A 24,752-nucleotide genomic window follows, 5' to 3' on the forward strand; every position below is an offset into this window, starting at 1 on the left:
TCATGGCGACCCTTCAGTCCCTCGCCGACCTGAACCGGGCCAACACCGGCGCGGTCGATCCGGCCAACGAAGCCCCCGTCCACGTCCAGAAGCTGGACGCCCAGGGCCGCGCCTACGCCACCGGCAAGCGCAAGGACGCGGTCGCCCGCGTCTGGATCAAGCCCGGCACCGGCAAGGTCGTCGTGAACAAGCGCCCGGTCGAGACCTACTTCGCCCGTCCGGTGCTGCGCATGATCCTGCGCCAGCCGCTGGAGATCGCCGGCCGCGTCGACCAGTACGACATCACCGTCACGGTGGCGGGCGGTGGCCTCTCCGGTCAGGCCGGCGCCGTGCGCCACGGCCTGTCCAAGGCCCTGACCTACTACGAGCCGGAGCTGCGCGCGCCGCTGAAGCGCGAAGGCTTCCTCACCCGCGACGCCCGCGTGGTCGAGCGCAAGAAGTACGGCCGCGCCAAGGCTCGCCGCAGCTTCCAGTTCTCGAAGCGCTGATCCGCTACCATCTGCACGGAGGGGAGGGCGGTGCCGCGAGGCGCCGCCCTTTTTCGTTTGGGGGCACCGTCGCCGCCGCGAGGGACCGCGAGGCCATCCCGGACGCGCGACGTTCGGGAGCGCCCCGCCGGGCGGTCGCACCAGGAACGGCGTGGTCGTCACCCCAGCCTATCCGCGAGCTTTCGCGCCGCATGGCCGTAATCGGCGAGATGGACGCCGTCACTCAGCGCCCCCGGCCGGGCGAGCCCGCCCCGCCCGTCGCGCAACTCCGCGAAGGGGTCGCAGAAGGCGCAGCCCTGCTCGTCCGCGAGCCGCGCGAGGCGGGTGGAGTACTCCTCCACCGCCGCCGCCTCGCGTTCCTGGCCCGGCACGCGATCCATCGGCGGCAGGGCGAGCACCACGACCCTGTCGGCCTGATCCCGCAGCCAGCGGATGAGGATTCCGGCCGAGGCCTCGAATCGGGCCACGGCCTCCGGCGACAGCGGGCGCACCCGCACCGAAAGGTCGTTGCTGCCGATGACCAGCGCCGAGACCGCCGCCCGGTGCCGCAGGCGCAGGCCCGGCAGGCGGGCGGCGCAGGTCCCGGTCGAGATCCCGCCGACGCCGCCATTCACCACGGGCTGGCTGCCGAGAGGATGCGCGCACAGGAACTCGGCATGGGAATCGCCGACGATCAGGGCGAAGCCCGGCGGCGCCGCGTCGAGATCCTGCTGGATCTGCGGGATGCGCATCGCGATGCGCTCCCGGCAGATCTTGAGATAGCGCCGCCGCTGAAGCCGCCGCGCCAGCCAATCGCGCATCAGCGCCCGAACCGCTCGAATTTCGGGAAGCTGCGGGCCATCATCAGGCCGACCTCCGCCCGGTGGCCGAGCCACTTCTCCAAGATCGAGGCGTTGGCGAGCCGCCCCTCGGCCGATCCGTCCTGCCAGGGCAGGCCGTCCTCCAGGCGGAAGACATGGGCGTGGATGAGCTGGCCGCTGCGGCAGCGCTGCAGCCGCACGCCCTTGCCGCGCGCCAGTTCCGCGACCTCGCTGATGGGGAAGACGAGGAGCAGCCTCTCGGTGTTCATCACCGCCACATGGTCGCCGTCCGCCGGCACCATCACCGTGGCGGTGGCGTCGCCGTCGAGGCCGAGCACGCCCTTGCCCTTGCGGGTGTTGGCGACGAGGGCATCGGAGGGCGCAACGAAGCCCCGCCCGTCCGAACCGGCGATCAGCAGCTTGGTCTCCGGCCGGTAGGGCAGGGCCGCCACCACCTCGGTGCCGTCGTCGAGATCGACCATCAGCCGCACCGGATCGCCGAAGCCGCGCCCGCCCGGCAGCTTCGCGGCGTCGAGGGTGAAGATCTTGCCGTTCGAGGCGAGCAGCAGGATTTTCTGCGTCGTCTCGCTCGGGAAGGCGATCTTGAGCCGGTCGTCGCCCTTGAAGGCCACGCCCGACAGGTCGGCCACATGCCCCTTGAGGGCGCGGATCCAGCCCTTCTCCGAGACGATCACCGTGATCGGCTCGCGCTCCACCAGGGCCGCCGTCAGGTCGACCCCGGCCGTGTCCGGCGGGTTCTCAAGGCTGGTGCGGCGCTTGCCCAGCTTGGTCTCGGGGCCGAAGGTCTTCTTCACGGCGCGAATCTGCGCCTGGATCGACTTCCACTGCGCCGGCTCGGAGGCCAGCAGCCCGTCGAGTTCGGCCTTCTCGGCGGTCAGGGCGTCGAACTCGCGGCGCAGCTCCATCTCCTCCAGCTTGCGCAGGGACCGCAGGCGGGTGTCGAGGATGGCGTTGGCCTGCACCTCGGTCAGTTCGAACCGGGCCATGAGGGCGGGCTTCGGCTCGTCCTCCTCGCGGATGATGCGGATCACCTCGTCGAGGTCGAGGTAGACGATGAGCAACCCGCCGAGGATTTCGAGGCGGCGGTCGATCTGGCCAAGGCGGTAGCGGGAGCGGCGCTGGAGCACCACCCGGCGGTGATCGACCCATTCCCGCAGGCATTCGGCGAGCCCGATCACCTTCGGCACGAGGCCGCCGACGAGGACGTTGAGGTTCAGGGAGATCCGCGCCTCGAGTTCGGTGAGGCGGAACAGGGATTCCATGAGGATGACGGGATCGACGCTGCGCGAGCGCGGTTCCAGCACCACCCGCACGTCCTCGGCGGATTCATCGCGGACGTCGGCCAGCAGCGGCAGCTTCTTCTCCTGAAGGAGTTCGGCCATCTTCTCGATCAGCCGGCCCTTCGGGATGCCGTAGGGGATCTCGGTGACGACGATATTCCACGTCCCCCGGCCAAGGTCCTCCTTGTGCCAGCGGGCGCGGACCCGGAACGCCCCGCGCCCGGTGCGATACGCCTCCGCGATGGACTCGGCCGAATCGACGAGGATGCCGCCGGTCGGAAAGTCCGGCCCCTGCACGAACTTGGCGAGCTGGCCCGAGGTCGCCTCGGGGTGGTTGATCAGGTAGAGCGCCGCGTCGCACAGCTCGGCCGCGTTGTGCGGCGGGATCGAGGTCGCCATGCCGACCGCGATGCCCTGGCTGCCGTTGGCGAGCAGGTTCGGGAAGGCCGCCGGCAGCACCACCGGCTCTTCCTTCTCCCCGTTGTAGGAGGGGCGGAAATCGACCGTGTCCTCGTCGATCCCGTCGAGCAGGAGGCGGGCCACCTCGGTGAGGCGGGCCTCGGTGTAGCGGTAGGCGGCGGGGCCGTCTCCGTCGATGTTGCCAAAGTTGCCCTGGCCGTCGACCAGCGGATAGCGCTGCGCGAAATCCTGGCTGAGGCGCACCAGCGCGTCGTAGATCGCCTGATCGCCGTGGGGGTGGAAATCGCCCATCACGTCGCCGACGATCTTCGCGCATTTCTTGTGCGCGGTGTTCGGGTCGAGCCGCAGGAGGCGCATGCCGTAGAGGATGCGCCGATGGACCGGCTTCAGCCCGTCGCGGGCATCGGGCAGGGCCCGGTGCATGATGGTCGAGAGCGCATAGGCGAGGTAGCGCTCTTCCAGCGCCGACTTCAGCTCGACGCTTTCGATGCCGTCGCCGGACGGCGGCTCGAAGGGCTGGCCCATGGTGGTTTCCGGCTTTCAGACTGGAACGTAACGCGAACAGATTAACCGGCGGCGATGCCGAGCGCAACGAATCGCGCCCGCTCCTCCGGTGGCGTGAGGCCGCGCGGACCCCAGACGTGCCGGTCGAGGAAGTATCCCGTCAAGGTAAACCCTTGCGCAACGCCGTCCGGGCCGGGTGCCCCGCCCTCGCGCAGGAAGGTCGGCAGGGCAAGCAGGCGGTCCCTGTAGGGCTCGCCGGCCGCCGCGCTCACCGCCCGGCCGGTGCGGGGGGAGACGTAGGCGAGGCGGTCGTTGCCCCCGGTGGCGGCGCAGGCCGAGAGATCGAGGCCGAAGCCGAGTTCGGTGAGCACGGCGAGTTCGAACCGCACCATCAGCGGCGGCGCCACGGCCGGGTCGTCGAGGTGCTCCACGAGGATGCAGGCGGCCTCGTAGAGCGCCGGGTGCGGATCGCGCTCGGGCAGGAGGCGCAGCATCGCGCCCATCGTGCCGAGCCCGTAGAGGGCGAGGCCCGAGCCGATCATCCGCGAGACCTCGGAGGCCAGGGGCTCGACGGCGAAGGCGCCGAGACCTTCGTCGAGCCTCGCCCGCCACGTCACGCGCACCCGGTTGCCCGGCTGGAGCACCGGCTGCATCCGGCGCGAACGCCCGCCGTGCACGAGGCCGAGATGGCGCCCGTGCTCGGCGGTCATGGCTTCGAGGATGGCGCCGCTCTCCCCGTGCCGGCGCAGGCCCAGCACGAGGGCGTCGTCCGTCCATTGCATGGGAGGGATATAGGCATTTTCCGCGCGGCTGCATTAGCCTCGTGCGATGCCCGCACCCTCCCTCGACCTCAGCCTCGACCTGATCCGCGCCGCCCATGCGCAGCCGGTGGCCGACGATCCCAGCGCGCTCACGGTGATGACCGACGAGGAGCTGCGGCCGGGCCTGGAGGAGATCGTCGCGGGCCGCGAGGGCGCGGCGCTGTGGGTCTTCGCCTACGGCTCGCTGATGTGGCGGCCGGAATTCCCGGTGGCCGAACGGCGCCTCGGGACGGTGCGCGGCTTCCACCGCCGGTTCTGCCTGTTGCAGCGGCGCTTCCGGGGCACGCCGGAGCGGCCGGGCTTCGTGCTCGCGCTGGACCGGGGCGGCCTGTGCCGGGGCGTCGCCTTCCGCCTGCCGGACGCCGAAATCCGCGAGGCGCTGATGCCCCTGTGGCGGCGGGAGATGCGCGGGCGCGGCTACGTCGCCCGCTGGCTGCCGGTGGAGACGCAGGACGGCCCGGTCTCGGCCCTCACCTTCCTCGCCAACCGGGCGAGCGACCGCTACGCCCGCCTGCCGGATGCCGAGGTCGCGGCGATGATCGCCACCGCGTGCGGCCATACGGGGCCGAGCGCCGAATACCTCTACCGCACGGTGGAGGCCTGCGAGGCGTTGGGCATCCGCGACCGGCACCTGTGGCGGTTGCAGGCGCTCGTGGCCGCGCGGCTGCGGGACAGTTCCGCCCAGACCTAACAGGCCGCCTTCGAGAAGCGCCTCCGCCTCACACCCAGGCCCGCTTCGTCGCGACGATGCTGCGCGCGCCGGCATGCTCCGCGTCGGGGTTGCGGAGTTCGCGGAAACCGGGGGCCCGGCCGTCGATGAGATACACGACGAGCATGAGGCCGAGGGTGATCTTGATGCGCATGGCCACGCCTGAGAACCTAAGCGTGGCTGTCTAAGATCGATCGATTTTGAATGAGTTGCTGCAACGCACATCAACCCTGAGGCGAGCCCCCCTTTCCTGTGGCCGTGGTAAAGCGACCCTTCCCGGCCGCGATGCGGCGTTAACGGATCAGGCTCCCATGCGGATCGTCGCCCCCGCCCTTGCCGTCGTTCTTCTGTCCTCGCCCGTCCTGGCGGACGAGGTGGGATTGGTGGGCGAGGCGACGATCGGCGGCGCGTCGCGCCACGTCACCCTGCGGCTCGCCTGCGATCCGGCTCATGCGGGGCTTTCGGCGACGCTGACGATCCCGCGCTTCGCGGAGCTGTCGGCACACTTCGCCTTCGACGCCTTCGAGGGACCGGGCGGCACGGGCAAGCCGCTGACCGCGATCCGGGTCGCGGGGGCGAACGGCGTGCGCAGCATGATCGCCCCCGCGAGCGGCGCGGTGGCCGCCGATCCGTCGACCAGCTTCACCCTGACCGTCGCCGGCCCGAAGCGCACCGAGAACCCCCTGCGCGGCATCGCGCCGGGCCTCGCGGAGGCGAACGCGCGGATCGTCTGGACGCAATCGAGCCCCCGCGCCGGGGATGCCTCGGTGATCGCGACCTTCCCCGTCACCGACGCGGCCTCGGTGCGGAAGGCGTTGGAGCCGTGCTTCGGGCCGTGAGGCACGCCGTCGCTGCGGGCGAGGCGCATCCCCGGATGGCTTCACGTCGTTCTCACTGACGAGACGGAGGGAAGGCGGCGTTCGCCGCCACGACCCCCGCCCCGTCCGTCGGATCGCCGAGGCGTCAGGCGTGGACGGCCCGCTCCAGCTCGGCCTTCGACATCTTCGAGCGGCCCGAAATGTCCTGGGCCTTGGCCTTCTTCATCAATTCGGCCTTGGTCGGCCCCTTCTTGTCCGACTTGTTATCCGACTTGCCGCTCTCCTTATTACGGGCCTTGGCCGACTTCTCGGCCGCCGCCTTGGGCTGCTTCGAGAACTGCTTGCCCTTCTTCGTGTCGGCCCGCTTCTTGGCGGTCGAGTCGGCGTATTCCTTGTCGGACAGCTTTTCGCGGGCCTTCTTCGGCAGGTAGCGCTCGCCGGTCTTGCCGCTCTCCTTGCCCGACTTGGTGTCCCACTCCTCGTCGGTCCATTGCTGGAGGTGATTGTCCTTGGACTTCTTGCCCGCGTAACCGCCGCCTTCCTTCTTGTATTCGGCGCTCGCCATCTGCGCCTTGCGCGCCGACCATTGGCCGGGTTTGCCACCCTTGTCGGATTTCGTGACCTCTTTCTTGACCTTCTCCCACAGCTTGGGATCGGTCTTCTTCGCGGTTCCGGCCATGACTGACATCTCCTGAGAGGATTTGGCGATCAAAGCCTTGGCCGCGCCCATGTTCCCGCGGCGGATCCGCAAGCTGGGGATGGCCTTCCCGTTGACAGCGGCCCCCGACACCCCCCACCTGCCTCGGGCGAGACGCCGGACCGATTCCGGCGCGCGAGGCGATCATGGCGAGCATGGACGAGACGGCACGGCCGAGCGTGTTCATCGATGGCGAGGCGGGCACCACCGGCCTCGGCATCCGCGAGCGCCTGGAGCGCGAAGGCCGCGTGCGCCTCGTCAGCATCGCCCCCGAGCACCGCAAGGACCCGGCGGCCAAGCGGGACCTGCTGGCGCAGGTCGACCTCGTGGTCCTCTGCCTGCCGGACGCCGCCGCCGTGGAGACGGTGGCGCTCGCCGACGGCCTGCCGGAGGGCGGCCCGAAGATCCTCGACGCCAGCACGGCCCACCGGGTCGCGCCGGGCTGGACCTACGGCTTCCCCGAACTGGCGCCGGGGCAAGCGGAGGCGGTCGCGCAGGCGCGGCGGGTCGCCAATCCCGGCTGCTACCCGACCGGCGGCATCGCCCTGTTGCGCCCCCTCGTGGAGGCGGGGCTGATCCCGGCCGATCACCCGATCAGCGTCAACGCGGTCAGCGGCTACAGCGGCGGCGGCAAGGGCATGATCGAGGATTTCGAGGCGGGCCGCGCCCCGCCGTTCCAGCTCTACGGGCTCGGCTTCGGCCACAAGCACCTGCCGGAATTGCAGCTCTACAGCAGGCTCTCCCGGCGGCCGATCTTCGTCCCGTCCGTGGGCAATTTCCGGCAGGGCATGCTGGTGAGCATCCCGCTGCATCTCGAGACCCTGCCGGGCCGCCCGCAGGCGACCGACCTCGAAGCGGCCCTGTCCGACTGGTACGGGGGCCATCCGCTGGTGCAGGTCGTGCCCGGCGCCGACGGCTCCCACCGGGAGAAGATCGAGGCCGAGGACCTGAACGACACCGACCGGCTGGAACTGCGCGTCTTCGGCTCGACCGAGCACGGGCAGGCGGTTCTGGTCGCGCGCCTGGACAACCTCGGCAAGGGCGCCTCCGGCGCGGCGGTGCAGAACCTGTCGCTGATGCTGGGTCTGTGACGGGTCGCCCCTTCCGGGGCGGCCCAACAAAAGAAATTGCCTCCCGCTCCCGTGGGTCTATCTCGCTGCGGGGCGGGACACGACAACACGGGAGAGAACGATGCCGAAGGCGATCCGGGTCTACGAGTACGGCGGCCCCGAGGTGATGAAGCTGGAGGACGTGCCGCTCGCCGAGCCGGGCGCCGGCCAGATCCGCGTCCGCCAGGAGGCGATCGGCGTCAACTTCATCGACATCTACTTCCGCACGGGCGCCTACAAGTCCCCGCACATGCCCTTCACCCCTGGCAAGGAGGGCGCGGGCACCGTGACCGCCGTGGGCGAGGGCGTGGCGCAGATCAAGGTCGGTGATCGGGTCGCCTACGGCTCGGTGGCCGATGGCTGCTACGCGGAGGAGCCGGTGATCCCGGCCTCCGCCGCCGTGCCGATGCCGGAGGGCATCGACGCGCAGACCGCCGCCGCGATGATGCTCAAGGGCCTCACCGCCGAATACCTCCTGCACCGCACCTACAAGGTGAAGCCCGGCGACACGATCCTGTGGCACGCGGCGGCGGGCGGCGTCGGCCTCATCGCCTGCCAATGGGCCAAGCATCTCGGCGCCACGGTGATCGGCACCGCCGGCAGCGAGGAGAAGGCGGAACTCGCGCGTCAGAACGGCTGCGATCACGTCATCCTCTACCGCAGCGAGGACGTGGCCAAGCGCGTGCGCGAGTTGACCGGCGGCAAGGGCGTGCCGGTCGTCTATGACGGCGTCGGCCAGGCGACCCTGATGGGCTCGCTCGACAGCCTCGCCCCCACCGGCCTGCTGGCGAGCTTCGGTTCGGCTTCCGGCCCGATCACCGGGCTCGACCTCGGCCTGCTCGCGGCCAAGGGCTCGCTCTACGTCACGCGGCCGACGCTCGCGACCTTCTCCAGCCAGCGCCCGGTGCTGGAAGAGGCCGCCGCCAACCTGTTCAACGCCGTGCGCTCCGGCGCGGTGAAGATCGCCGTGAACGCGGTGCGCCCCCTGGCCGAGGCCGAGGGCGTCCATCGCGACCTCGCCGGCCGCGAGACCACCGGCTCCACGGTCATGGTGCCCTAGGTCCGAGATTCCAAAGGGATCATCCCTTTGGTGGGGTCCAGGGGCAAAGCCCCTGGGTCTCACACCGACCTCCGGGCAAAGGGCTCGCCCCCATCGGGGGCGAAGCGCCGCAGGGGCGGGACTCGCACAGGACATCGGCGTTGCCCCCGTTCATCAGGAGGCAGCATGTCCAACAAGCAACCCAAGACGACCACGCCCACCGACGCGGACCTCAAGGGCAACCCGGGGATCGGCACCTCGAAGGGCATGGCCGGGGCGGACCCGGAAGAGCTGGAGCTGGATTCCACCTTCGAGGGCGATGTCGACAACGAGACGACGCCCGAGGGCGGCGTCGATCCGAACCACCGGCCGCGCAAGAACAAGTAGGCCGATCCGGCCTCACAGCCCGAGGCCGAGCTGCTGCGGCGCCTCGGCCTCCTCCTGCGTGAAGCCCGACAGCGAAACGCCGATCAGCCGGGCGGTGCGGGGCAGGGGAAACAGCCCGCGCAACAATTCGAGGCCGATCCGCTCCAGGCTCTCCCGGTCGGGGACCGGCGCCGCCAGGGAGCGGGCGCGGGTGACGAGGGTGAAATCCGAGAACTTGAGCTTCAGGGTGACGGTGCGCCCGCGCATGGCCTTCGCCTCGGCCCCGCGCCAGACCTTGTCGACCATCGGCGCCAAGCGCTCAGCCAGCACGTCGTAGGCGGCGGTGTCGTCGGTGAAGGTGGTCTCGGCGCCGATGGACTTGCGGATGCGGTGCGCCCGCACCGGCCGCTCGTCGATGCCGCGGGCAACGGCGTGGTAATAGCTCCCGGCCGAGCCGAACGTCTCCTTGAGCCGGTCGAGATCCCAGGCGCGCAGGTCGGCGCCGGTCTCGATGCCCAGGCGCTTCATCTTAGCCTCGGTGACCGGCCCGACCCCGTGGAACCGCCCGATGGGCAGCTCCGCCACGAAATCCGCCCCCATCGCCGGGGTGATGACGAACAGGGCGTTCGGCTTGCGGTGGTCCGAGGCGACCTTGGCCAGGAACTTGTTGTACGACACCCCCGCCGAGGCCACGAGGCCGGTGCGCTCCAGGATCTCGGCGCGGATCGCCTTCGCCACCGCCGTGGCGGTGGGCAGCCCCAGCAGGTTCTCGGTGACGTCGAGATAGGCTTCGTCTAGGGCGACCGGCTCGATCACCTCGGTGTGGCGGGCGAAGACGGCGCGGATCTCCTCCGAGACCTGCCGGTAGACCTCGAAGCGCGGCTTCACGAAGACGAGGTCCGGGCAGAGCCGCCGGGCGGTCGCCGCCGGCATGGCCGAGCGCACGCCGAAGGGCCGCGCCTCGTAGCTCGCGGCCATCACCACGCCCCGCTCCCGCGAGCCGCCCACCGCCAGCGGCTTGCCGCGCAGGGACGGGTCGTCGCGCTGCTCCACGGAGGCGTAGAACGCATCCATGTCGATATGGATGATCTTCCGGAGGGCGACCTCCGCCTGCATCGCTGACGCCTCAGATGTTCCCGGTTCGTTCAAAGACAACGGCAACGATGGCGGGTCAAGGCGCGAGGCGCCGGGGGCCACAGGCGATTGGAATGGGATTCGGCCGACGGGCGATCATCCCCTCGCCCCGCGTGCGGGGAGAGGGCTGAGCCCCCCTTGTCGGGGGCGAAGCGAGGCGGCAGCCGGTGGTGAGGGGGTCGGCCGGAGGAGGCTCATCCTGCGAGCCCCCTCACCGCCGCTTCGGCTTCGCCTCTCGCTTCCCGTTTGCACGACGAGGTGCAAACGGGCCTCTCCCCGCAGGCGGGGAGAGGAGGGCGCCGTCAGCGCCCCCGCCGGAACGGCCAATCGATCAGCCCGCCGGCCCAGAGGGCGGCCCAGACGAAGACCGGCTGAAAGGCCAGCCGGGGGCCGTGATACCACCAGGAATCCGGGATGCCCTCGATGTGGATGTGCTCGAAGGCGTGCTTGAGGTTCGCCGGGTAGACGCAGACCGCGTAGAGGGCGAGGCCGATGGCGGCCGCCTTGCGCGTCGCCGGGATCTGCAGGCCCAGCGCCCCGGCGAGTTCGCACAGGCCCGTCGCCTGGATGACGAGGCGGGGCTCCGGCACCCAGTCGGGCATCAGCGGCAGCATCGCGTCGGTGGCGACGAGATGCACCACGCCGATGAAGGCGTAGGCCCCCGCCAACCCCCAGCGAAGGACTCTTCGACCGTTGCCTTCGCTCACGCGACCTCTTCCGGGGTAACACCGCAGGATTCCGCCACCGCCGCCCGAAGCGCCTCGCGCAGCAGGGCGAAGGCGGCGTGGCCGGCACTGTCGTAGGCGGTCTCGCCCAGGGCCGTCACCGGGGCGAGGAGGCGCAGGGAGTTCGTGACGAACACGGCCCTTGCCCGCCGCACGTCGTCCGGCGTCAGGGAGCGCTCCGCCACGGCGAGGCCGTGAGCCGGGGCCAACGCCAGCACTTGCGCGCGGACGATGCCGGGCAGCACGCCGTCTGTGAGGGGTGGGGTGAGGAGGGTGCCCTCGTCCGCCACGCAGAACACGTTGCCCGTCCCGGCGCAGGCGATGAGCCCCTTCGTATTGTGGAACAGCGCCTCGTCGAACCCGTCCCGCGCCGCCTCGCCGGCCGCGATCACGGCGTCGAGGTAGCCCAGTGTCTTCAGCCGTGCGGCCGGGGAGGTGTCGTTGCGGGCGATGGCGGTCGGCCGCAGCCGCAGGGGCGCGAAGGCGATGGCCCGGCCGCTCGCGGCGGCGGTGGCGAACAGGGTCGGCCGGGGGTCCTCCGGCGGCTTCAGGCCCCGCGGGCCGGCGCCCCGCGTCAGCGTGGTGCGGAGGGCGAGCCGCTCGCCCCGGCCGGCGAGGGCGCGCATGGCCGACCGGATCGCCCCCGCATCGGCGGGGATGCCCAGCACCTCGGCGGAGGTGACCAGCCGCGCGACATGCTCGGCTTCGAAGGCGACGCGGCCGTTCAGGGCGAGCGCGGTGTCGAACAGCCCGTCACCGAGCGTCAGGCCCCGGTCGGCATGGTCGAGGGGCGCCTCCGTGCCCGCGAGGACCTGCCCGTCACGCCACAGCATCGCGCCGGCCCTCCCGCCACGCGCGGGCGAGATCGAGAAAGTTGCCGAAGATGGCGTGGCCGTTCTCGGTGAGCACCGATTCCGGGTGGAACTGCACGCCGTAGGTCGGGTGCCGCCGATGGGAGAGGGCCATCACCTCGCCCTCGTCGGAGAGCGCATCGACGGCGAGGTTTGCCTCCATGCCGGGCTGGGGCGTCACCACCAGGGAATGGTAGCGCCCCACCGGCATCGGCGCGGGCAGGCCGGCGAAGAGGCGTTGGCCGTCATGGGCGACCGGCGTCGCCTGCCCGTGCAGGGGCCGCCGCGCCCGCTCGACCCTGCCGCCGAAGGCCGCGCCGATGGCCTGGTGCCCCAGGCAGACGCCGAGGATCGGCAGGTGTCCCGACAGGTCCCGGATCGCCGGGAGCGAGACCCCCGCCTCGGCCGGGGTGCAGGGGCCGGGGGAGATCACCAGGGCCTCCGGCGCCAGCGCCCGGATGCCGGCGACGTCGAGGGCGTCGTTGCGCACGACGCGGACCTCCTGGCCCAGCTCCTCGAAGTAGCGGACGACGTTGAAGACGAAGGAATCGTAGTTGTCGAGGACGAGGATCATCGGAATGCCTCGAACACCCGCTCGGCCTTGGCGAGCGTCTCGTCGTATTCCGGCCCCGGCTCGGAGAGCAGGGTGACGCCGCCGCCGGCCTGAAGCACGGCCTCGCGGTCGTCCATGAACACGGTGCGGATGGCGATGGAGGTGTCGAGGTCGCCATCGAAGCCGATCCGGCCGATGGCGCCGCAATAGATCTCGCGGGCGTCGCCCTCGATCTCGCTGATGATGTCCATGGCGCGGATCTTCGGCGCCCCGGTGATCGAGCCCCCCGGAAACGTCTTCTCCAGCAGGTCGAGGCCGTCGAGCCCGTCCCGCAACGTGCCCGTCACCACCGAAACGAGGTGGTGGACGCCGGCATAGGTCTCCAGCCCGCACAGCACCGGCACGGCGACGCTGCCCGGCGCGCAGACCCGCGACAGGTCGTTGCGAAGGAGATCGACGATCATCACGTTCTCGGCCCGGTCCTTGGCCGAGGCGGCGAGCCCCTCGGCGGCGGCGCGATCCTCCGCCGGATCGGACAGGCGCTTGGCGGTGCCCTTGATCGGCCGGGTCTCGACGTGGCGCCCGTCGAGCCGCACGAACCGCTCCGGCGAGGAGGAGGCCACCGTCAGCCCCTCGAATTCCTGGTAGGCGCCGAAGGTGGCCGGGTTGGTCTCGCGCAGGCGCCGGTAGAGGGCGAAGGGATCGAACCCCGCCGGCAGGTCCGCCGTGAAGCGCTGGGCGATGTTCGCCTGATAGATGTCGCCCGCGCGGATGTAATCGCGCACGGTTTCGACCGCCTCCTCATAGGCTTGCCGGGTGAAGTTCGAGCGCCACGCGAGGTCGCCGCACTCCGGCGCGGGCTCCGGCGCGGGGGCGTCGCGTAGAAGGTCGGCGAAGGCGGTGAGGCGGGCCTCGGCCCGCGCCGCGCGGGGTCCCGGTTCGGTCTCGGGGAATCCGGTCGAGAGCAGGGTCGCGGTGCCGGCCGCGTGGTCGAGGGCGAGCACCGTGTCGTAGAAGTCGAGGGCGATGTCGTCGGTCAGCCCGGCGCGGCGGGCGGGCGGCGTCACCCGTTCCAGGGAGGCGCCGCAATCGTAGGCGATGTAGCCGATGGCCCCGCCGGGGAAGGGCCGGGCGGGATCGGCCGGCAGGCGGTAGGGCGCGAGGCAGGCGCGCAGGGCCTCGAACGGCCCGCCGGGAACGGGGCGTCCGTCGAGGGTGGCTTGCCCGTCGCGGAACCGGAACCGGGCGAAGGGATCGGCGGCCACCACCGAGAGCCGGCCCAGGGCATCGTGCCGCATGGCGCTGTCGAGCACGGCGAGCCCCGGCAGGGCGCGCAGCCGGGCGGCGGCGGCGATGGCGTCGAGCGTGGGGAGGTCTCGGGTCCACATGAACCGGGGTCGGGCCTTCGGATCGCGGCGGTGTCGGGACGCCCTCGCACAGGCGATGCCGTGGGGGAAGAGCGGGCAGGCTCGCACTCGCGGCCTGGATCCGCTATATCGGCGTCCATCCCGAAGACTGCCAGCGTCCTCGACGTGCCGTGAGCGGCGCGGGCGCCGCCGCATCCGATGGCCCCATGACCAGCACCGCCTCGCCCGACAGCAAGTCTGCCTCCCCGGGCGCCCCCAAGATCTCGTTCGTCTCCCTCGGCTGCCCGAAGGCGCTGGTGGATTCCGAGCGCATCCTGACGCACCTGCGCGCCGAAGGCTACGAACTCGCCCGCAAGCACGACGGGGCGGACCTCGTCATCGTGAACACCTGCGGCTTCCTCGATTCCGCCAAGGCCGAATCGCTCGCCGCCATCGGCGAGGCCATGGCCGAGAACGGGCGGGTCATCGTCACCGGCTGCATGGGCGCGCAGCCGGAGGAGATCCGCGAGAAGTATCCGGACCTCCTCGCCGTCACCGGCCCGCAGGCCTATGAATCGGTGGTGGCGGCGGTGCACGAGGCGGCGCCCCCGGCCCACGACCCGTTCCTGGACCTCGTGCCGCCGCAGGGCATCAAGCTGACGCCGCGCCACTACGCGTATTTGAAGATTTCCGAGGGCTGCAACAACCGCTGCAGTTTCTGCATCATCCCGTCCTTGCGCGGCGACCTTGTGAGCCGCCCGGCGGCGGACGTGCTCCGGGAGGCCGAGAAGCTGGTCAAGGCCGGCGTGAAGGAGCTTCTGGTCGTCTCGCAGGACACGAGCGCCTACGGCCTCGACATCCGCTACGCCGAGAGCCCCTGGCGCGACCGGCAGGTCCGCGCCCGCTTCTACGACCTCGCCAAGGAACTCGGCGAGCTCGGGGCCTGGGTGCGGCTGCACTACGTCTACCCGTACCCGCACGTGGACGAGGTGATCCCGCTCATGGCCGAGGGGAAGGTGCTTCCCTACCTCGACATGCCATTGCAGCACGCGAGCCCGTCCGTCCTCAAGCGGATGCGCCGGCCCGGCAACCAGGAGAAGCAGCTCGACCGGATCCGGTCGTGGCGCGCCGGGTGCCCCGACCTCGCCATCCGCTCGACCTTCATCGTCGGCTTCCCCGGCGAGACCGAGGCCGAGTTCGAGGAATTGCTGGAGTGGCTGAAGGAGGCGAAGCTCGACCGGGTCGGCTGCTTCGAATTCGAGCCCGTGGCGGGGGCCACCGCCAACGCCATCGCGGACCCGGTGCCGCCGGAGGTGAAGGCCGAGCGCAAGCGCCGCTTCATGGAGACCCAGAACGCCGTCGCCCTGCGCCTGCAACGAGCCAAGGTCGGCCGCCGGATGCCGATGATCGTGGACGCGGTGGAGGGCGGGATCGCCCGGGGCCGCTCCAAGGCCGACGCGCCGGAGATCGACGGCACCGTCCACGCCGCCTTCCGCCGCCCGGTGCGGGTGGGCGACATCGTGTCGGTGAAGATCGACCGGGCCGAGGCCTACGACCTCTACGGCAGCGTGACCTGAGGCGGAGGCCCGGCTAGGATGCGGCAGGTTTGATCGGACTCGATCCATGACGGATGCGCTGACACAGCTTCTGGAAGCCGCCCGGCAGGCCAAGCCCTCGCCGCAGCACCGCGAGGCACAGCGTCGGAGCTTCGCCTACGGCAACACGCATTTCGAGAACCGGCTCATCACGCGCGAGATGGTGGACCGGCAGGCCGACAAGCTCGCGAAAGAGCACGGTGAGCACGGGCGGGGATGAGCGGCGCGACAGCCGCGCCCTCGAACCCGACCTCATCAGGGATCCCCTGGCAAGGGCCGAGGCCGAAGCCCTCAACGGTCTCCGCCAGTACGATGCCGGCATCGCGGCGATCCAGGACATCCTCGAGCGCGGGGGGCGCTTCAGGCTGCGGCCGTCCCTGATCCTCGGCCTCCATCGGGAGGCCCTGCGCGGCATCAGCCTCTATGCGGGCAACTTCAGGCCCGGCGGCGTCGAGATCAGCGGAAGCCGGCATGCCCCGCCGGGCGCGCACCTCGTCCCCGAACTCATCGAGGACATGTGCGACTACGTGAACGAGCGGTGGGACGAGGTCTCCCCGCTGCATCTGGCCGCCTACGTCATGTGGCGGCTCAACTGGATCCACCCCTTCGCCGACGGGAACGGCCGCACGTCGCGCATCGCGTCGTATGTGGTCCTGTCGATCGCGGCCAGGACCCTCCTGCCCGGGACACCGACGATCCCGGATCAGATCGTCGACAACCGAAAGCCCTACTTCGAGGCCCTCGACGGGGCCGATGCCGCCTGGGCGGAAGGCCGGCTCGACCTTTCCAAGATGGAACTCCTGCTCGGTGCGATGCTGGCGCGCCAACTCTCCGGGTTCCAACCGCAAGGGACCGGCTGACGCGCGGAGGCGGGGGGCTGGCATTTGCAGCCGCGCCTGCCGGGCCTATGAGGAGGCCGCTCCCGGCCCTCGGCCACTCCCCAGACCCGGACCCCGCCCCGTGACCGGCGCCATCCTCCTCGCCCTTCTACCGATCGCCCTGCTGATCGGCCTCGGCGCCGTGTTGCGCCGGATCGGGTTCATCGGCGAGGCGTTCTGGCCGCAGGCGGAACGGCTCGGCTATTACGTGCTGCTGCCCGCCCTGTTCGTGCACGGCCTCGCCACGGCGCGGCTCGACGGGGTGCCGGTCCTGTCGCTGGCCCTCGTCCTCGTTGCCTCGACCGTCGCCGTTGCCCTGGTGCTGCTGATGCTGCGCCCGCATCTGGCCCTCGACGGCGCGGCCTTCACCTCGGTGTTCCAGGGCGGCATCCGCTTCAACAACTATGTCGGGGTCTCGGCGGCGGTGGGCCTGTTCGGGGCGCAGGGCCTCGCACTGGCCGCCGTGGCGAACGCCGCCATCGTGCCCACCGTCAACATCCTGTGCGTCCTCGTCTTCGCTCGGTTCGGGTCCGGCGGGCGGCTCGCCCCGGCGGCCATCGCCAAGCAACTCGCCCTCAACCCCCTCGTCGTCGCGAGCCTCCTCGGCATCGCCCTCCAGGCCCTGCACCTGCCCCTGCCGGTGGGCGTCGACGGGATGCTGAAAGGGCTGGGGCAGGCCTCGCTGCCCCTCGGCCTGCTCTGCGTCGGCGCGGCGCTGGATTTCGGGGCGGCGCGGACCTGGATCCGGCCCCTCGCCGTCACCTCGGCGGTGAAGTTCGGGCTGATGCCCCTGGCGACAGTGCTCGCCTGCCTCGCGCTGGGCCTGCGCGGCCCGGCGGCGGCGACCGCCCTGCTGTTCCAGGCGCTGCCGACCGCCTCCTCGTCCTACATCATGGCCCGCCAGCTCGGCGGCGACGCCCCGCTCATGGCGGGCATCATCGCCCTCCAGACCGTGCTCGCCGGCGCGGCCCTGCCGCTGGTGCTGCTGGTGCTCGAGGGGGTCGCGGCGTAAGGGCGGATCAGTTCGCGACGCGCCGACGTTCGATGTCGCGGACCCGTTCCGCGCTTCGTCTCGTCGTCACGACGGCGAGCGCGCCGAGAACCAGCGCGACGGCCGGAACGACGAACAGCAGGTAGACGATACCGAACGTCATGGAAGTAGCCCTCCGAGGACGGTCTGGGCCATGGAATGTAAGACCAACCCGACGAAGAACCAAACCAGGACCATGACAGCCTGAAGGACGGTAAAACCCGTCACGCCGATGCCGATCAGCGGCCCGACGCCTCCGCCGATGAAGAAGGCGATGGCCGCAGCATTGACGGTGTTGGCCTTCAGCTTCGTGATCTCGTTGTGGATCGTCCTCTCCGGGGTGCCGGGCGATCCTCCGCCGGAACCTCCCCCGACGTCACTGGCCGGCCCGCCGGAAGAGACGGGAACCGCGCGCCGTGGGTCATCGGATGCCGATTCGCGTGGCTGTGGTTTGGGCGAGGCGACCATTCCGCCTCGATACGGCTGACGAGACCGATTCGAAAGCCCCTCTTTTCCTACGAACGGGCTTTACGCCTTCTCCGACCGCTTCACCCGGCCCCAGGCCGCCTCCATCGCGGCGAGGTCCGAACGGCCGAGCGCGCCGCCCTCGGCGTGCAGCTCGTCGGCCATGGCGCGGAAGCGGCGCTCGAACTTCAGCGTGCCGTCGCGCAGCGCCGCCTCCGGGTCGATGCCGGCGTGGCGGGCGAGGTTCGCCACCGCGAACAGTAGGTCGCCGATCTCCTCCGCAACCAGCCCCGTCTCGCCCCGTTCCAGGGCCTCGGCGACCTCGTCGGTCTCCTCGCGGACCTTGGCGATCACCTGGGCCGCGTCGTCCCAGTCGAACCCGTAGGCGGCGGCCCGGCGCGAGACTTTTTCCGCCCGCATCAGGGCCGGCAAGGCGTGGGCGACGCCGCCCAGGGGATCGGGCGCCGCGACCGGCTTGGCGGCGCGCTCCTGCGCCTTGATCGCCGCCCATTGCGCCTCGACCTGCGCCGGGTCGCGCCGGGGCGAGCCCTCCGGCAGGAGGCTGCCATCGGCCGCGAAGACGTGCGGGTGGCGGCGGATCAGCTTGGCGGTGATGGCGCGGGCCACGTCGTCGAAGGCGAAAGCGCCGTCCTCCTCGGCCATGCGGGCCTGGAACACCACCTGCAGCAGCAGGTCGCCCAGTTCGTCGCGCAGGTCGTCGCGGTCGCCCCGCGCCACCGCGTCGGCGACCTCGTAGGCCTCCTCGATCGTGTAGGGCGCGATGGTCGCGGGCGTCTGTTCCACGTCCCAGGCGCAGCCGCGCACGGGATCGCGCAGGTCGGCCATCAGGCGAAGGAGGACCTGGATCGGGCTGTCAGAAGAGGTCGTCACGGGTCGGCCGGTCCGCTCCTTGGGGGCGGGCCGCTGTAGCACCTTTCGCGCCGGAGGATCAGGAGCCCGGCGCCGTCATCCCGTCGCGCTCGCGCACCCGCTCGGCCTGGAACTCGGCGAGGTAGGCGGTGAGGCGGTCGCCCGCGCGCCGGTCGCCGCACTGGACCCAGAGCGGCGCGGGCAGCGCCCGGGCGGGCAGGCGCAGCAGGAACAATTCGGCGGCCCGTGCCGCGTCCCGCTCGGTGCCGGAGGCGAGGAGCCGGGCGCCTGCGGGGGTTCCGATCAGGATCGCGATGGTGGCGGATTGATCGCTCATGGCGAGTCAACGGCGGACCCGCCGTTCCGTTGCGGCCGTCCGAAGGCGAGCATGCCGCTGCGGGAGGAACGGGCGAGGCCGTGCTCGGTCTTGTTCCAGCGATGGGGCGCGCGGACCAGTTCGAGGACGGCCGCCCAGGCCGCCAGGCTCACGCCGAGGAAATAGAACGGCAGCAGGAGCACCACCCACCACAGGTCGCCCCAGGCACGCTTGCGGCAGCCGAGGGCGGCGGGGGCCATCATGGCGGCGAGGCCTGCGGCGAACAGGGTCAGGGCGAGGCCGGCGGACAGGTTGTCGAGGACGAAGGGCGTGGGCGCGAGACGCCCGGCGACCACGTCCCACGCGAAGAGCACCAGGCAGGCCGGATACACCAGGGCCGAGGCGACGGTGCCGGGCACCAGCGCGAGCACGCCGAAAGCGCCGAGCGGTCCGAGCTTGGCGAGCATCACGCCGGGATGCCGCCCGTGGACGAGGCTCGTCTGCATGAAGCCCTTGAGCCAGCGCGTCCGCTGCGCGAGCCAGCGTCGACAGCCGCGGGCGGTCTCCTCATAAGTCGCGCTCGGAAGGTCGGCGGTGTGGTACCCGGCGAGCGCCAGCCGGAGGCCGAGTTCGGCATCCTCGGTCACGCAGAAGGTGTTCCAGCCGCCCAGGTCGCGCAGGGCTTGCGTGCGCACATGCGGAATTAGGTAGCAAGTTCACCCGGCGCATATGATCCTACCTGTGTAGACAGGAAGCGGGGATCAAATGCCGGTCGCTCCAGAAGAGATTGTTGTCGGTCGCTGCTATGAAGCGGTAGGCGGCCAGATCCGTAAGGTGACTGACCGTAACGAACATACGGTTTGGAGCGCACCTTGGATTGGTGGTGGTTGGGGAGGGGTTGTCCCCCGTCCGGCCATAGACTTTGCCGCTGACGCAATATCCGAGACGCCGTGCCCAGGGTGAGCGTCACCTAAACCCCTTCACCTCTTGGTCCTGTCGATGGCAGGCGTGATGCACGAGCCGGGTGTTCTCTGCCGTGTAGCCGTCCAAAGCGTCGGTCCGGTCCAGTTCCGACCCCTTTACGTCCATCGGCTCTCCGCACATCGCACAGAGGCCCCTTTGAGCCTTGTGTTTCACCGCCTTGAGCTTCATCCGCTCGGCTGGCGTGCTTCGCTCCCAGTACATCAGGCGGGTGAAGAGCCGGCGCCGGAGCGCGAACAGCAGAACCGGATCGCCGCCAGCCGCGTCCGCTACCATCGCCTTGACCTCGGCGAGGAGTGCGTCGGCTTTCACTGCCTCATCTTTCGTTAGACGTCGGCTTGGCATCGGCCATCCTACCATGGCCCGCCCTTCCGTGCGCTTAGGTATCTAGGCCACGGCGGTGAGGGGCCTTGTGGTGTCTGCTGCATGAAAACGGATTTGCGCCGCACCTATCATATTGACAGGTCGGCACGGCCCTATCATATTGATAGGTGCATGGTTGCCGATGTCGTCCCTCTCCGCCGCCCACTTGGGCCTGATCGCGCTCTAGCGATCATCCGCGCGGCTGCGGCAGAGACGGAGCGAATAGGCTGGACCGATCATGCAATGGCAAAGCTCGGGTCAGATATCGTAACGGCGCAAGTTCTCACCGTTCTATCCGAAGGACCATTAAAGAAGGGACCAGAGTGGAACGAGGAGTTTCAGGATTGGACTTGCGTACTAAGGAAAACTGTCTCGGGTAGACCGGTCCACGTCGTCGTCGGCTTAGCCGAAGGCGTTGCGGACATAACAATAATAACGGTCTATTGAAGGAGCAGCGTAATGGCAGATGACAAGTTGCACTACACCCAGTGTGGGCTGGACAACGTCTATCTGCTGAATGGCTACACCATTAAGCAGGGTAAGCGTGGCAGAACCATACACGTCATTGACCAGAAGGGTCTACACGCCGCAATTGGCGAGATGCTTATCCGTCAGAAGTCAGGGCTGGCGGGCAATGAACTTCGGTTTCTACGGAATGAGATGGGGCTTTCCCAGCCCTGTCTAGCACGACTGCTCGGAGAGAATGAGCAGTCGGTAGCGCGCCGGGAGAAGAAGGCGGTCGGGACTAAAAAGATTGGCGGTCAGGAGAGGATGATCCGCTATCTGTATGAGCAGTATATCGGAGGCCACGAACAAATTGTGGATTTTCTCACGTCTCTAGCAGAGCAAGACGAGCGCGAGCGCGAGTCGTGGGAGTTCCGCAAAGGGGTCGATTGGGATCGGGCCGCTTGATATCACTGCTCAGATTTAAGCGTATGAGAACAAAGCTCAGACGCTGACCTGGGGATAGCAGAGTGCGGGGCGTGGATTTCCACCTGTCGCCCCGAGGGTGCAGGTCCCTTTATCTCCAAACCGAGGCGCGCTGCCCGTGCTCCAACACAGGCGGCGCGCCTTTCGCATTCTGTGAAGGGAAAGCGATTTCAGTCAGCCTGTTTCAGATGTCCGACGCCACGCACGCGGTCGTCGTCAAGAAAGACGATTCCTTGAGCTTCAAGGGCAGATCGCATTGCCGCTAGATTGTTCGCTATCGGAACGCGACGCCCCTTCTCGTAGTCGCGCACGGTGGAAAGCGAGACCGAGGCGGCAGCGGCCAACTCCGCCTGCCCCCAATCCAACCATCCTCGCGCGGCTCGACTCTGCTCTGGCGTCATGCGTACAAATTAGGGATGCCATTGAGAACGGTCAACGCCAACGAAAAATGTTGACGTCCGTGCTTTCATCACTTACCACCAAGGCCAACGGAAAGCGTTGGCCCGATGACACAGCACTTCCTTCTCTCCCGCGCGGCCCGCACGCTCTCCCTGGCGAAGGTTGCGCGCATGAGCGCCGACGAAGCCCACGACGCTTTCCGCATGATCCGCTGGTACGACACGGCCGGTGATCCGGTGTGCCCGCGATGCGGTAGCCTCAAGCACTCCTTCCTCTCCACGCGCAAGCTGTGGAAGTGCGCTGCCTGTAAGCACCAATTTTCAGTCACGTCGGGTACGACGTTCGCGAGCCGCAAGCTCCCGATTGGCACCTATCTACTTGCCATCGCGATCTTCGTGAACGGCGCGAAGGGGCATAGCGCCCTGCAGTTGTCCCGCGATCTCGACTGTCAGTACAAGACGGCCTTCGTGCTATCGCACAAGCTCCGTGAGGCCATCGGCGCCGAAGCGGCGACGCACACCGCCTCCGGTACCGTTGAGGTCGATGGCGCCTATTTTGGCGGCCATGTCCGCCCTGAGAACGAGAAAGCCAAGCGGATCGACCGGCGCCTCGCGACTAACCAGTCAGGCAAGCGTCAGTCGGTCATCGTAATCCGCGAGCGGCAGGGCCGCACCGTTTCCTTTGTCGCGGCTTCCGAGGGAGCTTCCATCGCCACCGTGGCCGCTAAGATCGCCGTTGGCAGCACCGTCCATGCCGATGAAGCCGCTGGTTGGGATAAGCTCCATGCCCGCTTCCTGACGAAGCGGATCAATCACAGCGAGAGCTACAGCGACGGCGAGGCTTGCACCAATCAGGCCGAGTCGTACTTCGCCCGCCTACGCCGCGCCGAGATGGGCATCTATCACCGGATCAGCGGTGCTTACCTCGCTGCCTACGCTGGCGAGATGGCTTGGCGTGAGGACCACCGCCGCATCAGCAATGGCGTCCAATACCTTATGGCGACCGGCGCTGCCCTGATGCACCCTGTCTCACGGCAGTGGAAGGGCTACTGGCAGAAAAAGGCCTGCCCATAATCGACGATACCGATACGACATTCGCCATTCGGATTGATAACCACCAAAAACGAGATATGAGGCTGAGATAGAAGGCGTTGCGGCCGTGACGCCAACAGCGCTTGCGAGCCCTCATCAATGGCCCCCATCAACAACAAAATCGGCCGCACAACAATAGAACGGCGCGCATACTGGATTTCAGAAATCTCCAAAATTAGCGGTAAGTTTGCGGACGACACGGAGCGCTTGCAGGCTGAAATTAGGTCCGAAATCAAACAGGAAGGCGTCAGCGCTTTGCTGGATCATCTTCGCATGTGTGGGCACCTGCCTGAATGCTATAGACACGATTCTTCGGAAGAAAAGCTGTACTCTAAATACACCGACATACTGCTTTCAGAGGCATTCGTGAGCCTCGGTATAAAAAGCATAGTGATAACGGAAAGGGCTGATGCGGCTGATGTTGAGGCGGTTGCCGGAAAGTACAGCTTCGTTGCTGATGCAAAGGCTTTTCGATTAAGCCGGACGGCAAAAAATCAGAAAGATTTTAAAGTCGAGGCTATGCATAGCTGGAAGAGAGGAAAACCATTTGCTGTCGTGGTTTGCCCACTCTATCAGCTACCTAAAAAATCAAGCCAAATTTATCTTCAAGCCATAGCTAGAGACGTATTAATATTATCATACACTCAGCTTTCTGTATTGCTTCAATTTGCAGTAAATGAGAATAAGTCTGCGGCTGAGCATTGCTTTGAAGCTATGTTCCGAGTTGTTGCATCGCTTAACCCTTCAAAAGATTCACTTCCATACTGGACATCAATAAATAACACAATGTTGTCTTACCACAAAGCTATACCTGAAATATGGAGAGAAGAAAAAGTCGAACTTTTGAAATCAATTTCGGCAGCAAAGGAAGAAGGGCTTATTTTTCTAGCTGCCGAAAGAGAGCGTATCATGCGGCTTAGTCATGAGGAAGCAATTGAACATTTGATCAGAGAACACAACATAGATAGCAGGGCTAGAACTATCAGATTGGTTTGCGATAACGGCATCATGGAAATTTATTAAATTAAACGCCCCTGGAGACGCTCGGATGCAATTTCATAATAATTTTTGTCCACTTCAAAGCCCAAATAATTTCTGTTTAAATATTTTGCGGCTAGCAGGGTAGTTCCGGAACCCGCGAATGGATCGATGACGATTTGTCCAGGCTGAGTGGTTAACTCAATCAAGGCCGCCATGAGTTGAAGAGGTTTTTGAGTTGGGTGGAGTCCAGCTTCGTTGGTAGAAAAGCCGCTACGAATTACGTTTTCTATCTTATCAACATATTTTGCGTACGCCTCTTCATTATAGGCCCCCACCCCATGCTCAAGCACGTTGTCAGCAATCGTAATACGGTAGGGCTTGAAGCACCATACTATCGGCTCAAAGGTTGGTCTTAAGTTTCCGACCCGCCATCCAGCAAAACTGGCGGCAACTTCTAAGAGCTTTCGACGCTCAAACACGATGCTAAGACGTTGAGCCCGATGAGGAGCCTTGGTCCTAAGCCATGCGATTGTATCCCTATAATTAAATCCTGCATCCTCTAAGGATGCAGTTGCTCGATGCATCATCCGACGACCTGGAAAAATAATGGCAGACCCTCCCGGCTTCAAAATTCTGAGCCATTCTGCCGCCCATGTTGAGCACCAATTATAATATTCGTGCGGTATCATACGATCAGCATCAGACCAGCCGTTGATCGGCTTGCCACGCTTTTTGAAAATAGCACCTGCCTTCTCTTGGGCAGGGCTTGATCCAAGCAGGGCCGTATTTGTGTTGCTATGGAGAACGTCCCAATCTGCTGCCCCGATGCCGTATGGTATATCACTCAGTATTAGATGAACGGAAGAAGATGGGATTTTCTTGATTGCTTCAATTGAATCAGCATGAACAATGCTGTTCATAACGAAGCCAAACGAACGATCATCTGATTGATCTCGCCAAATGCTACTGCGGCGCACTTTACGAACATGTTCATTCATGGGTCAGCCAAGGCGCCTGAGAAGAAATTGCAACTATCACACAGGGTCGTTAATTTAATCTTTAACATGATTGGGTAGCGAGGGAAGCCATCTGGTAATGAGTTAAAGCCAAGTTTTTTCCATCGTCCTGCCGCTCTTCATGTCGTATGGCAAGGCTATAGATCCATAAGATGA

At 67.5% G+C, this 24,752-nt stretch carries 32 protein-coding genes; 14 read left to right on the forward strand and 18 right to left on the reverse strand.

The window, feature by feature from the left end; genetic code table 11:
* Positions 1-2 precede the first annotated feature (2 nt).
* Positions 3-488, forward strand: coding sequence for a 30S ribosomal protein S9 (rpsI, locus tag ACS5Q7_RS02905; RefSeq protein WP_378972653.1), 486 nt, complete (start codon positions 3-5; stop codon positions 486-488).
* Positions 489-646: 158 nt separating this feature from the next.
* Here the strand turns inward: rpsI and ACS5Q7_RS02910 are convergent, their stop codons facing one another.
* The 3 genes from ACS5Q7_RS02910 to recO are packed head-to-tail and all read right to left on the reverse strand — an operon-like array spanning position 647 to position 4,295.
* Positions 647-1,288 carry an SGNH/GDSL hydrolase family protein gene (locus ACS5Q7_RS02910; RefSeq protein ID WP_478337903.1) on the reverse strand — a complete coding sequence of 214 codons (642 nt, stop codon included), beginning with the start codon at positions 1,286-1,288 and terminating at the stop codon, positions 647-649.
* Positions 1,288-3,534, reverse strand: coding sequence for a DNA topoisomerase IV subunit A (gene parC / locus ACS5Q7_RS02915; protein ID WP_478337904.1), 2,247 nt, complete (start codon positions 3,532-3,534; stop codon positions 1,288-1,290). Before parC ends, ACS5Q7_RS02910 begins: the two co-directional genes overlap by 1 nt.
* Positions 3,535-3,575: 41 nt before the next feature.
* Positions 3,576-4,295, reverse strand: coding sequence for a DNA repair protein RecO (recO, locus tag ACS5Q7_RS02920; protein ID WP_478337905.1), 720 nt, complete (start codon positions 4,293-4,295; stop codon positions 3,576-3,578).
* Between the two features lie 46 nt (positions 4,296-4,341).
* Between recO and ACS5Q7_RS02925 the strand changes: the two genes are divergently transcribed.
* Positions 4,342-5,025, forward strand: coding sequence for a gamma-glutamylcyclotransferase (locus ACS5Q7_RS02925; protein ID WP_478337906.1), 684 nt, complete (start codon positions 4,342-4,344; stop codon positions 5,023-5,025).
* Positions 5,026-5,053: 28 nt separating this feature from the next.
* Here the strand turns inward: ACS5Q7_RS02925 and ACS5Q7_RS02930 are convergent, their stop codons facing one another.
* Positions 5,054-5,203 carry a hypothetical protein gene (locus ACS5Q7_RS02930; RefSeq protein WP_478338026.1) on the reverse strand — a complete coding sequence of 50 codons (150 nt, stop codon included), beginning with the start codon at positions 5,201-5,203 and terminating at the stop codon, positions 5,054-5,056.
* Between the two features lie 151 nt (positions 5,204-5,354).
* Between ACS5Q7_RS02930 and ACS5Q7_RS02935 the strand changes: the two genes are divergently transcribed.
* Positions 5,355-5,882, forward strand: a complete 528-nt coding sequence (locus ACS5Q7_RS02935; protein WP_478337907.1) for a hypothetical protein — start codon at positions 5,355-5,357, stop codon at positions 5,880-5,882.
* A gap of 124 nt (positions 5,883-6,006) precedes the next feature.
* Here ACS5Q7_RS02935 and ACS5Q7_RS02940 read toward each other — a convergent pair whose 3' ends face one another.
* Positions 6,007-6,540 (reverse strand): hypothetical protein, encoded by a 534-nt coding sequence (locus tag ACS5Q7_RS02940; RefSeq protein ID WP_478337908.1) that lies wholly within the window; start codon positions 6,538-6,540, stop codon positions 6,007-6,009.
* Positions 6,541-6,713: 173 nt separating this feature from the next.
* On the opposite strand from ACS5Q7_RS02940, the gene argC reads away from it, so the two are divergent.
* The 3 genes from argC to ACS5Q7_RS02955 all read left to right on the forward strand — a co-directional run bounded on the left by argC (position 6,714) and on the right by ACS5Q7_RS02955 (position 9,093).
* Positions 6,714-7,649, forward strand: a complete 936-nt coding sequence (argC, locus tag ACS5Q7_RS02945) for an N-acetyl-gamma-glutamyl-phosphate reductase (protein ID WP_478338021.1) — start codon at positions 6,714-6,716, stop codon at positions 7,647-7,649.
* A gap of 100 nt (positions 7,650-7,749) precedes the next feature.
* Complete coding sequence (locus tag ACS5Q7_RS02950) at positions 7,750-8,727, forward strand: quinone oxidoreductase family protein (RefSeq protein WP_478337909.1); 978 nt, start codon at positions 7,750-7,752, stop codon at positions 8,725-8,727.
* Between the two features lie 165 nt (positions 8,728-8,892).
* Positions 8,893-9,093: a hypothetical protein gene (locus tag ACS5Q7_RS02955; RefSeq protein WP_478337910.1), complete on the forward strand. Its 201-nt coding sequence runs from the start codon at positions 8,893-8,895 to the stop codon at positions 9,091-9,093.
* 12 nt (positions 9,094-9,105) lie between these two features.
* Here ACS5Q7_RS02955 and dinB read toward each other — a convergent pair whose 3' ends face one another.
* The 5 genes from dinB to pabB form a co-directional block, all read right to left on the reverse strand.
* Positions 9,106-10,188, reverse strand: a complete 1,083-nt coding sequence (gene dinB, locus ACS5Q7_RS02960; RefSeq protein ID WP_478337911.1) for a DNA polymerase IV — start codon at positions 10,186-10,188, stop codon at positions 9,106-9,108.
* 320 nt (positions 10,189-10,508) lie between these two features.
* Positions 10,509-10,913 carry a DoxX family protein gene (locus ACS5Q7_RS02965; protein ID WP_478337912.1) on the reverse strand — a complete coding sequence of 135 codons (405 nt, stop codon included), beginning with the start codon at positions 10,911-10,913 and terminating at the stop codon, positions 10,509-10,511.
* Entirely contained in the window at positions 10,910-11,764 is an 855-nt protein-coding gene (locus ACS5Q7_RS02970) for an aminotransferase class IV (RefSeq protein ID WP_478337913.1), read from the reverse strand. The genes ACS5Q7_RS02965 and ACS5Q7_RS02970 overlap by 4 nt, the downstream gene beginning before the upstream one ends.
* A complete protein-coding gene (locus ACS5Q7_RS02975; protein WP_478337914.1) occupies positions 11,751-12,356 on the reverse strand; it encodes an anthranilate synthase component II in 606 nt (201 codons plus the stop codon). The genes ACS5Q7_RS02970 and ACS5Q7_RS02975 overlap by 14 nt, the downstream gene beginning before the upstream one ends.
* Positions 12,353-13,723, reverse strand: a complete 1,371-nt coding sequence (pabB, locus tag ACS5Q7_RS02980; protein WP_478337915.1) for an aminodeoxychorismate synthase component I — start codon at positions 13,721-13,723, stop codon at positions 12,353-12,355. Before pabB ends, ACS5Q7_RS02975 begins: the two co-directional genes overlap by 4 nt.
* 185 nt (positions 13,724-13,908) lie before the next feature.
* Between pabB and rimO the strand changes: the two genes are divergently transcribed.
* The 4 genes from rimO (at position 13,909) to ACS5Q7_RS03000 (ending at position 17,166) form a co-directional block, all read left to right on the forward strand.
* Positions 13,909-15,258, forward strand: coding sequence for a 30S ribosomal protein S12 methylthiotransferase RimO (gene rimO, locus ACS5Q7_RS02985; protein ID WP_478337916.1), 1,350 nt, complete (start codon positions 13,909-13,911; stop codon positions 15,256-15,258).
* 46 nt (positions 15,259-15,304) lie between these two features.
* Positions 15,305-15,496: a hypothetical protein gene (locus ACS5Q7_RS02990; RefSeq protein ID WP_478337917.1), complete on the forward strand. Its 192-nt coding sequence runs from the start codon at positions 15,305-15,307 to the stop codon at positions 15,494-15,496.
* Positions 15,477-16,136, forward strand: a complete 660-nt coding sequence (locus tag ACS5Q7_RS02995) for a Fic family protein (protein ID WP_478337918.1) — start codon at positions 15,477-15,479, stop codon at positions 16,134-16,136. The genes ACS5Q7_RS02990 and ACS5Q7_RS02995 overlap by 20 nt, the downstream gene beginning before the upstream one ends.
* Positions 16,137-16,236: 100 nt before the next feature.
* Positions 16,237-17,166 (forward strand): AEC family transporter, encoded by a 930-nt coding sequence (locus tag ACS5Q7_RS03000; protein ID WP_478337919.1) that lies wholly within the window; start codon positions 16,237-16,239, stop codon positions 17,164-17,166.
* Positions 17,167-17,173: 7 nt separating this feature from the next.
* Here ACS5Q7_RS03000 and ACS5Q7_RS03005 read toward each other — a convergent pair whose 3' ends face one another.
* The 6 genes from ACS5Q7_RS03005 to ACS5Q7_RS03030 form a co-directional block, all read right to left on the reverse strand.
* Positions 17,174-17,308: a hypothetical protein gene (locus tag ACS5Q7_RS03005; RefSeq protein ID WP_478337920.1), complete on the reverse strand. Its 135-nt coding sequence runs from the start codon at positions 17,306-17,308 to the stop codon at positions 17,174-17,176.
* Positions 17,305-17,652 (reverse strand): hypothetical protein, encoded by a 348-nt coding sequence (locus ACS5Q7_RS03010; protein ID WP_478337921.1) that lies wholly within the window; start codon positions 17,650-17,652, stop codon positions 17,305-17,307. The genes ACS5Q7_RS03005 and ACS5Q7_RS03010 overlap by 4 nt, the downstream gene beginning before the upstream one ends.
* Positions 17,653-17,712: 60 nt before the next feature.
* A complete protein-coding gene (gene mazG / locus ACS5Q7_RS03015; protein WP_478337922.1) occupies positions 17,713-18,540 on the reverse strand; it encodes a nucleoside triphosphate pyrophosphohydrolase in 828 nt (275 codons plus the stop codon).
* A 58-nt stretch (positions 18,541-18,598) separates the two neighbouring features.
* A complete protein-coding gene (locus ACS5Q7_RS03020; RefSeq protein ID WP_478337923.1) occupies positions 18,599-18,856 on the reverse strand; it encodes a hypothetical protein in 258 nt (85 codons plus the stop codon).
* Positions 18,853-19,530 (reverse strand): glycosyltransferase family 2 protein, encoded by a 678-nt coding sequence (locus ACS5Q7_RS03025; RefSeq protein ID WP_478337924.1) that lies wholly within the window; start codon positions 19,528-19,530, stop codon positions 18,853-18,855. The genes ACS5Q7_RS03020 and ACS5Q7_RS03025 overlap by 4 nt, the downstream gene beginning before the upstream one ends.
* 271 nt (positions 19,531-19,801) lie before the next feature.
* Positions 19,802-20,128 (reverse strand): hypothetical protein, encoded by a 327-nt coding sequence (locus ACS5Q7_RS03030; protein WP_478337925.1) that lies wholly within the window; start codon positions 20,126-20,128, stop codon positions 19,802-19,804.
* Between the two features lie 183 nt (positions 20,129-20,311).
* Here ACS5Q7_RS03030 and ACS5Q7_RS03035 point away from each other — a divergent pair, with 183 nt between their 5' ends.
* Entirely contained in the window at positions 20,312-20,626 is a 315-nt protein-coding gene (locus tag ACS5Q7_RS03035; RefSeq protein ID WP_478337926.1) for a DUF4258 domain-containing protein, read from the forward strand.
* Positions 20,627-20,638: 12 nt separating this feature from the next.
* Entirely contained in the window at positions 20,639-21,091 is a 453-nt protein-coding gene (locus tag ACS5Q7_RS03040) for a helix-turn-helix domain-containing protein (RefSeq protein WP_478337927.1), read from the forward strand.
* 188 nt (positions 21,092-21,279) lie between these two features.
* On the opposite strand, the gene ACS5Q7_RS03045 is transcribed toward ACS5Q7_RS03040, so the two are convergent.
* The gene (locus tag ACS5Q7_RS03045) at positions 21,280-21,510 is read right to left on the reverse strand and encodes a helix-turn-helix domain-containing protein (RefSeq protein WP_478337928.1); all 231 of its coding nucleotides are present in this window, start codon (positions 21,508-21,510) and stop codon (positions 21,280-21,282) included.
* 105 nt (positions 21,511-21,615) lie between these two features.
* On the opposite strand from ACS5Q7_RS03045, the gene ACS5Q7_RS03050 reads away from it, so the two are divergent.
* Positions 21,616-22,581 (forward strand): IS1595 family transposase, encoded by a 966-nt coding sequence (locus ACS5Q7_RS03050; protein WP_478337929.1) that lies wholly within the window; start codon positions 21,616-21,618, stop codon positions 22,579-22,581.
* Between the two features lie 117 nt (positions 22,582-22,698).
* Positions 22,699-23,622: a HindIII family type II restriction endonuclease gene (locus tag ACS5Q7_RS03055; RefSeq protein WP_478337930.1), complete on the forward strand. Its 924-nt coding sequence runs from the start codon at positions 22,699-22,701 to the stop codon at positions 23,620-23,622.
* Here ACS5Q7_RS03055 and ACS5Q7_RS03060 read toward each other — a convergent pair.
* Positions 23,619-24,578: a DNA-methyltransferase gene (locus ACS5Q7_RS03060; RefSeq protein WP_478337931.1), complete on the reverse strand. Its 960-nt coding sequence runs from the start codon at positions 24,576-24,578 to the stop codon at positions 23,619-23,621. The two genes, ACS5Q7_RS03055 and ACS5Q7_RS03060, sit on opposite strands and share 4 nt — an antisense overlap.
* Between the last annotated feature and the right edge of the window lie 174 nt (positions 24,579-24,752).

It is taken from the genome of Methylobacterium sp. Gmos3, assembly GCF_056430985.1.